The following is a 9,349-nucleotide window of genomic DNA, read 5'->3' as shown; positions in this document are numbered from 1 at the left end:
GCTTGCCGGCGATGGGGCTGCAAAGCAGCCCCAGGCCGTTAAGCGGTCTTCTCTTCCAGATGCAGGTACAGGTTGTCGATCAACCGAGTGTTACCCAGATAGGCTGCGGCCAGGATCACCAGGTCACGGTCGCCGAACGTGGCCGGGCGCAGGGTCACGGCATGGCGCACTTCCAGATAATCCGGACGCAGGCCCGCAGCGATCAGCTGTGCCTTGCTATCTTCGACCAGCGCCGGGAAATCGACCTGACCACGGGCGATGGCCTCGCCGATCTGTTTCAAGGTGCGATACACCACCGGGGCCGTGGCCCGCTGCTCAGGCGTGAGGTAACCATTGCGCGACGACAGCGCCAAACCGTCCTCGGCGCGCACGGTGGGCTCGCCGATGATCTGGATGGGCATGTTCAGGTCGCGCACCATGGCGCGGATCACGGCCAGCTGCTGGAAGTCTTTTTCGCCGAACACGGCAAGGTCGGGCTGCACCATGTTGAACAGCTTGCTGACCACCGTGGCCACACCCTCGAAATGCCCTGGGCGGCTGGCGCCACACAGGCCTTCGGACAGGTTCGGCACGCTGACGCGCGTCTGAACGCTCATGCCATCGGGATACATCTCTTCGACAGTGGGTGCGAACAGCAAGTGGCAGCCGGCATCCAGCAGACGTTGCTGGTCGGCGGCGAGGGTGCGTGGGTACTTGTCCAGGTCTTCGTTGGCGCCAAACTGCAGCGGGTTGACGAAGATGCTCGCCACGACGAAGTCGGCACGCTGGGCGGCCTTGGTCACCAGGGCGGCATGACCGCTGTGCAGGTTACCCATGGTCGGCACGAAGCCGATCCGCTTGCCTTCGCCGCGGGCACGGGCGACGGCGGCGCGCAGTTCGCGGACGGTCTTGACTGTATTCATGCGCTGAACCCGTGTTCGCTGCCAGGGAAGCTGACCTCTTTTACCGCCGTGACGTAGGCGGTGAGGGCGCTCTGGATATCGGGCTGGCCTGCCATGAAGTTCTTGACGAATTTCGGCACCCGTCCGCTTAGCGACAAACCGAGCATGTCGTGCAGGACCAGCACCTGGCCATCGGTGGCGCTGCCGGCACCGATGCCGATTACCGGGATGCTCACCGCCTGGGTGATTTCCGCGGCCAGTTCGCTGGGCACGCATTCGAGCAGCAGCATGGCCGCGCCCGCCTGCTCCAGGGCGATGGCATCGGCACGCATCTGCCGCGCTTGCGCTTCTTGGCGCCCCTGGACCTTGTAGCCGCCAAGGACGTTGACTGTTTGTGGGGTCAGGCCCATGTGCGCACACACCGGCACGCCGCGTTCGGCCAGCAGGCGAATGGTTTCGGCCAGCCAGGCGGCGCCTTCGAGCTTGATCATGTGGGCGCCGGCCTGCATCAAGGTGGCGCAATTGGCGAAGGCCTGCTCAGGCGTGGCATGGGCCATGAAGGGCAGGTCGGCGAGGATCAGCGCACCGTCGTTGCCACGTTTCACGCAGGCAGTGTGGTAGGCCATCTCGGCGGTGGTGACGGGCAGTGTGCTGTCATGGCCTTGCAGGACCATTCCCAGGGAGTCGCCCACCAGCAACACTTCGACGCCAGCCTGACTGGCGATCTTGGCGAAGGTCGCGTCGTAGCAGGTCAGCATGGTGATCTTTTCACCCTTGGCCTTGAGGCCGTGCAGGGTGGTCAGGGTTACTTCAGGCATGTAGGAAAATCCTCGTTCAGGCGCTGTGAAAAACGACTGCAAACAACGCGTGTAGTCATCTTCCGGAGCGGCACATCATCGCGTGTGATGTTCGGTTACAGGTCCGTCCGGGCCTAAATACGGGTGTGCGGCACTTTGGCGTCACACGGGACGCCTATAGTCGTGAGCGAGGTGGGGGAAGTCAATGACCCTGTTACCGCATTGTTACTATCAGGGTGTTACTGGCGTTACTTCAAACCCGAGCGCCCGTATTACAGGCGCTCCAGGCCGACGTACGGGCAGGCTGAGAGCAACTGGGCGAGGGCGCGGCCATCGGCCAGCTGGAAGTCTTCCGGTACCAGTTCGGCCAGTGGGTACAGCACGAAGGGGCGGGCGTGCATGTGGTAGTGCGGCACTTGCAGGCGCGGCACGTCGATGACCTGGTCGCCGTACAGCAGGATATCCAGGTCCAGCGTGCGCGGCCCCCAGCGTTCTTTGCGCACACGGCCCTGGCCATGCTCGATTGCCTGCAGGGCGTCCAGCAGGGCCAGCGGATCGAGCGAGGTATCCAGCGCGGCGACAGCGTTGGTATAGCGCGGCTGGCCGGGCAGCAGCGATTCGCTGGTGTACAGGGCCGAAGCCGCTGCCAGGCGGGTGTCGTCCAGCTGGTCCAGCGCCTGCAGGGCATTGCGCAGTTGTTCGGCCGGGGCATCCAGGTTACTGCCCAAGCCGACATAGGCGCGCGTGTTCACTCGAACGCCTCGTCACCGCCGCGTTTGCGCTTGCTACCGCTGCGCTTGCGTTTGCGCGGGCCGGCTGCGGAGCCTTCATCACGGCTGCCCAGTTCGCGGATCATGTCGCGGCGCTGGCTGTCGTTGGCGTCCTGGTAGTCGGTCCACCACTGGCCGAGCTCGTCGGTTTCCTCACCGGCGCTTTCACGCAGCAGCAGGAAGTCATAACCGGCGCGGAAACGTGGGTTGTCCAGCAGCAGGTCGGCACGCTTGCCGCTGCGGCGTGGAAGGCGCTCCTGCATGTCCCAGATTTCGCGAATCGGCAACGTGAAACGCTTGGGAATGGCGATGCGTGCGCACTGTTCGGCGATCAGGTCGTGGGCAGCACCGTTCATGGCCGGAATCGGTGGCACGCCTTGGTTCTGCAGGTGCAGCACGCGGCTTGGCAGGGCTGGCCAGAGCAATGCAGCGAAGAGGAAGGCCGGTGTTACCGGCTTGCCTTGCTTGACGCGCAGGTCGGTGTTGTTCAGCGCCTGGCTGATCAGGGTGTGGGTGTAGGTCGGGCGTTCTTCCAGGGCCTGGGCACTGGCCGGGAACAACGGCTCGAACAACTCCAGGTCGACCAGCATTTCAAAGGCGATCGCGCCTTGGCCGGAGAGGAACAGCTTGAGGCATTCCTCGAACAACCGCGCAGGCGGGATCTCGCGCAGCATCGGGGCCAGTTCGCGGATCGGCTTGAAGGTGTGCTTCTCGATGCCGAAGTCGAGCTTGGCCGCGAAACGCACCGCGCGCAGCATGCGCACCGGGTCTTCCTGGTAACGGTGCGTCGGGTCGCCGATCAGGCGCAACAAGCGGTTGCGGATATCGTGTACGCCGTTGGCGTAATCGAGCACGCGCTCGCTGACCGGGTCGTAGTACAGGGCGTTGATGGTGAAGTCGCGGCGCTGCGCGTCTTCTTCCAGGCTGCCGTAGACGTTGTCACGCAGGATGCGGCCGCTGGCATTGTGCGACGAACGGTGGCTGTCGCCCTGGTCGTCTTCCGAGTGATGGGCGCGGAAGGTGGCGACTTCGATGATCTCACGGCCGAAATGCACGTGGACCAACTTGAAGCGCCGGCCAATGATGCGCGCGTTACGGAATTCGGCGCGAACCTGTTCGGGGGTGGCGCTGGTGGCGACGTCGAAGTCCTTGGGCGTGATGCCCAGCATCAGGTCGCGGACACAGCCACCGACCAGGTAAGCCTGGTAGCCCGCACTCTGCAGGCGCTCGACGATGTTCACCGCGTGGCGACTGAACTGGTGGCGCTGCAGCGAATGTTGGCTCTTGTTGATCACCTCAGGCGTGGTGCGCTTGTGGTGCTGGCCCGGTACGGGAGGGCGGAAAGACTGGAACAGCTTCTTCAGCATGGGATGCACTGTGTGAAGGAATGTTCGGCCAAGAATAGGAGAATGGCCGCATGATGGGCGGGGATTCTAGCATTTACTCGGGGAATGGTGTAGGCGGTAGCAGGTTGGCCTGCCGGAAGGGAGAAACGACAAGGGGAGCCTAAGCTCCCCAAGAAGTCGTTGCGTGCTCTTATTGTTTTTTTACTGGGCTTCTTGTTTTTGTTGAGTGCCCTGTCCACAAAACGCAAAGCTTGTGGACGACCCCCAATACGGGGGTAAAGAGCAAACGGATTGCTTTGGCCGCTGATGTCACGTTGACCTTTCGATCCAACCAGTTCAGGCGCTGCTTTTTAGTGCAGTTTTTGTTGTTCTCTGCCTGGTCGTGGGGCAAGCCCCAAACACGCATCCTCTCCAAAAGAATCAGTTAGCTGCGCCTCCGCCGTCTTGTTTTTATTGTGCGTGAGCCGTTTCGTCTTGTTCTTATTCTGAGTTGCTGTGCTTGTTATTGTTCTTGTACCAGACATATAGCAGGTGCCGTGCCAACTTTTGGAAACTCAATGAAATCAAGGGTTTGCACGGAATGAGGGAGGCGGGGCGGGCCAGAAATGTCGAAATTTCGTTACCGTATGCCTCGGGGACTGTTACGCCGAGAAGGGTGGGTAACAGATTTTTGCGGGAACTGATGTGTTACCTGAGGGGGTGGGGTGTGGCCACTGGCCTCATCGCCGGCAAGCCGGCTCCCACAGGTAGACCACATTCATCCTGTGGGAGCCGGCTTGCCGACGATGAGGCCAGTAAGGCTAAAGCAAGATCACTCGCTGGTGGCGTTGCTCTTGCGGCGCGGAATGCCCAGGCGCTGGCGACGCTCCCACAGGCACTTGCGGCTGACCCCAAGCTTGCGGGCCAGCTCGGTCTCGGTCATGTGGTCCTGATGTTCGAGTACGAAATGCTGGAAGTAATCTTCCAGCGACAGGTCCTCGGTCGGTTCATGGCTGGCGTTGTTGGCGCTGGCGCCGGTTGCGACCATGGCATTGTCGAGCAGGTCGTCGTCTTCGAGATCGCTCAACTCGATGTCGATACCCAACAGTTCGGCGGAAATTTCCGCGCTCTCGCTCAGGATCACCGCGCGCTCGACAGCGTTTTCCAGTTCACGCACGTTGCCGGGCCAGCTGTAGTGACGAATGGCTTGTTCGGCTTCTGCCGAGAAGTGCAGGTCGTCGCGGCCGATGCGCGCGCTCTGGCGAGCGAGGAAAGCATTGGCGATTTCGTTGACGTCGCTGCCGCGCTCACGCAAGGCAGGCAGCTTCAGGGCAATCACATGCAGACGGTAGTAGAGGTCTTCGCGGAACTGCCCGGCCTTGGCCAGGTTCTTCAAGTCGCGGTGGGTCGCGGCGATCAGGCGCACATCGACCTTTTGCGACTGAACCGAACCGACGCGGCGGATTTCGCCTTCCTGCAGCACGCGCAGCAAGCGCGCCTGGGCCTCCAGCGGCAATTCGCCGATCTCGTCGAGGAACAGCGTACCGCCATCAGCGGCTTCCACCAGGCCAGCACGCCCGGCGCTGGCGCCGGTGAACGCACCTTTCTCGTGGCCGAACAGTTCCGACTCGATCAGGGTTTCGGGAATGGCCGCACAGTTCACCGAGATCATCGGTGCCTTGGCCCGCCGCGACAGGTTGTGCAGGGCGCGGGCGACCAGCTCCTTGCCGGTGCCGGACTCACCCTGGATCAGCACGTTGGAATCGGTGGGCGCCACCTTGCGGATCTTGCTGTACATGTCCTGCATCGGCGGGCACGAACCGATGATGCCGATCTCGCCATTGGCCGCTGCCGGGCTGGCCTTGTCGGCCGGTGCACCCTTGCCATTGGCGCGTGGTTCGGCGGCCGGGGTGGGCGCGGGAGCGTTCTGTCGGTCGCGCAGGATGCGTGCCACGGCCTGGAGCATTTCGTCGTGGTCGAAGGGTTTGGCGATGTAGTCCACCGCGCCCATCTTCATCGAGTCCACCGCCGAGCGCAGGCTGGCGTAGCTGGTCATGATCAGTACCGGCGTGCCCTGGCCGAGCTTGATCAGCTCGGTGCCCGGGGCGCCAGGCAGGCGCAGGTCACTGACGATCAGGTCGAAAGTGGCAATGCTGAAGCGTTCCTGGGCTTCCTGAACCGAGCCGGCTTCGCTGACCTGGTACTGGTTCCGTTCAAGCAGACGACGCAAGGCCGAGCGGATGATGGTTTCGTCTTCGACGATCAGAATGTGCGGCATTGATTCAATTCTCTCGACGGTCTCGAATTTCTGGGGACGTCGCTACGACATGCCGGGGCAGGGTCACGCGGATCCGGGTGCCACGTTGCCGTTCGATATCGGCCGGGCTGTCGATGGTGATTTGCCCATAATGCTCTTCCACGATGGAATAGACCAGAGCGAGCCCCAGTCCGGTACCTTCGCCCGGGTCCTTGGTGGTGAAGAACGGTTCGAACAGGCGGTCCATGATGTTCTTCGGAATCCCGCTGCCTTCGTCTTCGACGATCAAGTCGACGGTGTGCTCGTTCGCTTCGCTGCGCACACGCACGGCGCTGCCGGGCGGTGAGGCGTCGCGGGCGTTGGAGAGCAGGTTGATCAGTACCTGGGCCAGGCGCTGTGGATCCCCCTCGGCCCAGTGTTCCGGGTCGCAGAGGTTGAAGAACTGTACTTCGAAATTGCGCCGGTTCAACGCCAGCAGACCGATGGCGTCCTGCGCCACCTCGGCCAGGCAAACGGGCTCTTCGCTGTTCTGATGGCTGCCACCGGCATGGGCGAAGCTCATCAACGACTGGACGATGCGCGATACCCGTTTGGTCTGTTCGAGGATCTGCCCGGACAGTTCGATGAGCTCGCCATCGCCTTCGCGTTCTTCACGCAGGTTCTGCGCAAGGCAGGCGATGCCGGTGATCGGGTTGCCGATTTCGTGGGCCACGCCAGCCGCCAGGCGACCGATACTGGCCAGGCGCTCGGAGTGCACCAGCTTGTCTTCCAGGGCCTGGGTTTCGGTGAGGTCTTCGACCAGCAGTACCAGCCCGCTGTTACCCGGTGCCAGCGGCTCGTCGATGGCCGCCTTGTGCAGGTTCAGCCAACGCGGTTGGCCATCCAGCGCCAGGCGCTGCTTGTGCAGGTGTTCATCGGGCACATTGATGAAGCCCTGCAACAGGCCCCGCCACGGTTCACTGATGGTCACCAGGCGCGAGCCGACCACGTGCTTGGCGGCGATGCCGGTCAGCTCCTCCATGGCCTTGTTCCACATGAGGATTTCCTGGTCCTTGGCCAACGAGCAAACGCCCATGGGCAGTTCCTGCAAAGTCTGGCGGTGGTAGCGGCGCAAGGCGTCGAGCTCGGCCGCAAGGCCGGTAAGACGCGAGTGATAGTCTTCCAGGCGGCTTTCGATGAAGTGGATATCTTCGGTGACGTAGTTCTCGTTACCGGATTTGTACGGCAGGAACGTCTCGACCATGTCCTGGGCCACGCTCGGCCCCATCAACCCCGAGAGGTTGGCCTCGATGCGGTCGCGCAGGCGGCGCAGGGCATAGGGGCGGCGTTCGTCGAACGGCAGGTAGAGGTCACGCAGGGCCTGTTCGACTTCCTTCTGCGCGGCCTTGGCGCCCAGCGGCTTGGCCAACTGGGTGGCGAACTCCTGCGGCGAGGCCGCATGCAGCTCGCGACGCTGCGGGCGGCGCACGTTGTCCACGGCACAGGCTTCGGCGGCGCTCACTTCTTCGGTGCTGGCATTGGTAAACAACGAGATCAGCGTGAACAGCAGCACGTTGGCCGCCAGCGAGGCGATGGCCGCCATGTGCCAGCTGGTGTCGTCGAGCACATAGATCATGTCCAGCAGCGGGATGTAGAAGCCCTGCAGGTTGCCCAGCAGCGGCAGCAGCATGGTCACCATCCACACCAGGGTGCCCGCCAGCAGGCCGGCAATGAAGCCGCGGCGGTTGGCGGTCGGCCAGTACAGTACCGACAGGACCCCAGGCAGGAACTGCAAGGTGGCAACGAAGGCGACGATGCCCAGGTTGGCCAGGCTCTGATGGTTGTTCTGGGTCAGGTAGAACATGAAGCCGGCAGTGATGATCGCGACGATCAGGGCGCGGCGGGTCCATTTCAGCCAACGGTAGATGTTGCCTTCCGCCGGTGGCTGGTACAGCGGCAGCACCAGGTGGTTGAGGGCCATGCCGGACAACGCCAGGGTGGTGACGATGATCAGGCCGCTGGCGGCGGAAAGCCCGCCGACGTAGGCCAGCAGCGCCAGCGCCTCATTGTTCGCGGCAATGCCCAGGCCCAGGGTGAAGTATTCGGGGTTGGTGGTGGCGCCCAGACGCAGGCCGGCCCACAGCACCAGCGGCACGGCCAGGCTCATCAGCAGCAGGAACAGGGGCAGGCCCCAGCTGGCGCTGACCAGCGAGCGCGGGTTGAGGTTCTCGGTAAAGGCCATGTGGTACATGTGCGGCATGACGATGGCCGAGGCGAAGAACACCAGCAGCAGGGTGCGCCACGGGCCTTCCTGCAGCGGGGTGTGCAGTGCCGCCAGGGCGGTCTGGTTCTGCAGCAGCCACACTTCGAGGCCGTGTGGGCCACCGAACACGCCATACAGCGCGTACAGGCCGATGCCGCCCAGGGCCAGCAGCTTGATCACCGATTCGAAGGCGATGGCGAATACCAGGCCTTCGTGTTTTTCGCGCGTGGCGATGTGCCGTGAGCCGAAGAAGATGGTGAACAGGATGATCAGGGCACAGAAGGCGAACGCCACCCGCGCCTTGACCGGCTCGCCGGTGAGGATGCTGATCGAGTCGGCGACCGCCTGGATCTGCAGGGCCAGCAAGGGCAGCACGCCGATCAGCATGATGACCGTGGTCAGCGCGCCAGCCCAGGTGCTGCGGAAGCGGAAGGCCAGCAGGTCGGCCAGCGATGAGAGCTGGTAGGTGCGGGTGATCTTGAGGATCGGATACAGCAGCACCGGCGCCAGCAGGAAGGCGCCGGACACCCCCAGGTAGCAGGCGAGGAAGCCGTAGCCGTATTGATAGGCCAGGCCCACCGAGCCATAGAAGGCCCAGGCGCTGGCATACACGCCGAGCGACAGGGTGTAGGTCAGCGGGTGGCGAATGATCGAGCGGGGAATCAGCCCGCGCTCGCTGATCCAGGCCACGCCGAACAGCACCATCAGGTACGCGGCGCTGATCAGGATCATCTGGGTCAGGCTAAAGCTCATCGGCATCTCGTTGGCTCTGCAGGATGAAGGTGACGACGATCAGGATCAGCCAGAGCAGGTAAGGGCGGTACCAGGCACCGGTCGGTTCGATCCACCAGTCCATGATGGCTGGGGAGAACAGGTAGATCCCCACGACCAGAAGCAGGACCAAACGATAGATGTACATGCTGGCCTCGATGGTTGGGCGCTGCGGGCTTGGACTTATTATTGGCGCAAATGGCTGGGGCGATGCTAGCGGGAATCGGTAGTGTTCGCCAAGGGTTTGAAATTATTGGGCTTTTGAATTTCAGGGTGGGTGGCCTGTTCTGGCCTCATCGCCGGCAA

Annotated in this window: 7 protein-coding genes; all 7 read right to left on the bottom strand. The window is 63.0% G+C overall.

Annotated elements, in window-relative coordinates; genetic code table 11:
• Nucleotides 1-38: 38 nt before the first annotated feature.
• A complete protein-coding gene (panC, locus tag PMI38_RS07405) occupies nucleotides 39-902 on the bottom strand; it encodes a pantoate--beta-alanine ligase (RefSeq protein WP_008092318.1) in 864 nt (287 codons plus the stop codon).
• A complete protein-coding gene (panB, locus tag PMI38_RS07400; RefSeq protein ID WP_008092317.1) occupies nucleotides 899-1,699 on the bottom strand; it encodes a 3-methyl-2-oxobutanoate hydroxymethyltransferase in 801 nt (266 codons plus the stop codon). Before panB ends, panC begins: the two co-directional genes overlap by 4 nt.
• Before the next feature lie 251 nt (nucleotides 1,700-1,950).
• Nucleotides 1,951-2,430, bottom strand: coding sequence for a 2-amino-4-hydroxy-6-hydroxymethyldihydropteridine diphosphokinase (folK, locus tag PMI38_RS07395; RefSeq protein ID WP_008092316.1), 480 nt, complete (start codon nucleotides 2,428-2,430; stop codon nucleotides 1,951-1,953).
• Nucleotides 2,427-3,815 (bottom strand): polynucleotide adenylyltransferase PcnB, encoded by a 1,389-nt coding sequence (locus PMI38_RS07390; RefSeq protein ID WP_008092314.1) that lies wholly within the window; start codon nucleotides 3,813-3,815, stop codon nucleotides 2,427-2,429. Before PMI38_RS07390 ends, folK begins: the two co-directional genes overlap by 4 nt.
• Before the next feature lie 790 nt (nucleotides 3,816-4,605).
• Nucleotides 4,606-6,051 (bottom strand): sigma-54-dependent transcriptional regulator, encoded by a 1,446-nt coding sequence (locus tag PMI38_RS07385; protein ID WP_008092313.1) that lies wholly within the window; start codon nucleotides 6,049-6,051, stop codon nucleotides 4,606-4,608.
• 4 nt (nucleotides 6,052-6,055) lie between these two features.
• Nucleotides 6,056-9,031, bottom strand: a complete 2,976-nt coding sequence (locus PMI38_RS07380) for a sensor histidine kinase (protein WP_008092311.1) — start codon at nucleotides 9,029-9,031, stop codon at nucleotides 6,056-6,058.
• Entirely contained in the window at nucleotides 9,015-9,191 is a 177-nt protein-coding gene (locus tag PMI38_RS26925; RefSeq protein ID WP_003250005.1) for a hypothetical protein, read from the bottom strand. Before PMI38_RS26925 ends, PMI38_RS07380 begins: the two co-directional genes overlap by 17 nt.
• Between the last annotated feature and the right edge of the window lie 158 nt (nucleotides 9,192-9,349).

Source organism: Pseudomonas sp. GM84 (genome assembly GCF_000282535.1).
Classification (GTDB): Bacteria; Pseudomonadota; Gammaproteobacteria; order Pseudomonadales; family Pseudomonadaceae; genus Aquipseudomonas.
This window is presented reverse-complemented; position numbering and strand designations above follow the sequence as displayed.

Bases quoted from the DNA above. Each gene is read 5' to 3' on its own strand.
- PMI38_RS07385 (WP_008092313.1), bottom strand. From the start codon at position 6,051: ATGCCGCACATTCTGATCGTCGAAGACGAAACCATCATCCGCTCGGCC.
- panB (WP_008092317.1), bottom strand. From the start codon at position 1,699: ATGCCTGAAGTAACCCTGACCACCCTGCACGGCCTCAAGGCCAAGGGT.
- panC (WP_008092318.1), bottom strand. From the start codon at position 902: ATGAATACAGTCAAGACCGTCCGCGAACTGCGCGCCGCCGTCGCCCGT.
- PMI38_RS07390 (WP_008092314.1), bottom strand. From the start codon at position 3,815: ATGCTGAAGAAGCTGTTCCAGTCTTTCCGCCCTCCCGTACCGGGCCAG.
- PMI38_RS26925 (WP_003250005.1), bottom strand. From the start codon at position 9,191: ATGTACATCTATCGTTTGGTCCTGCTTCTGGTCGTGGGGATCTACCTG.
- PMI38_RS07380 (WP_008092311.1), bottom strand. From the start codon at position 9,031: ATGCCGATGAGCTTTAGCCTGACCCAGATGATCCTGATCAGCGCCGCG.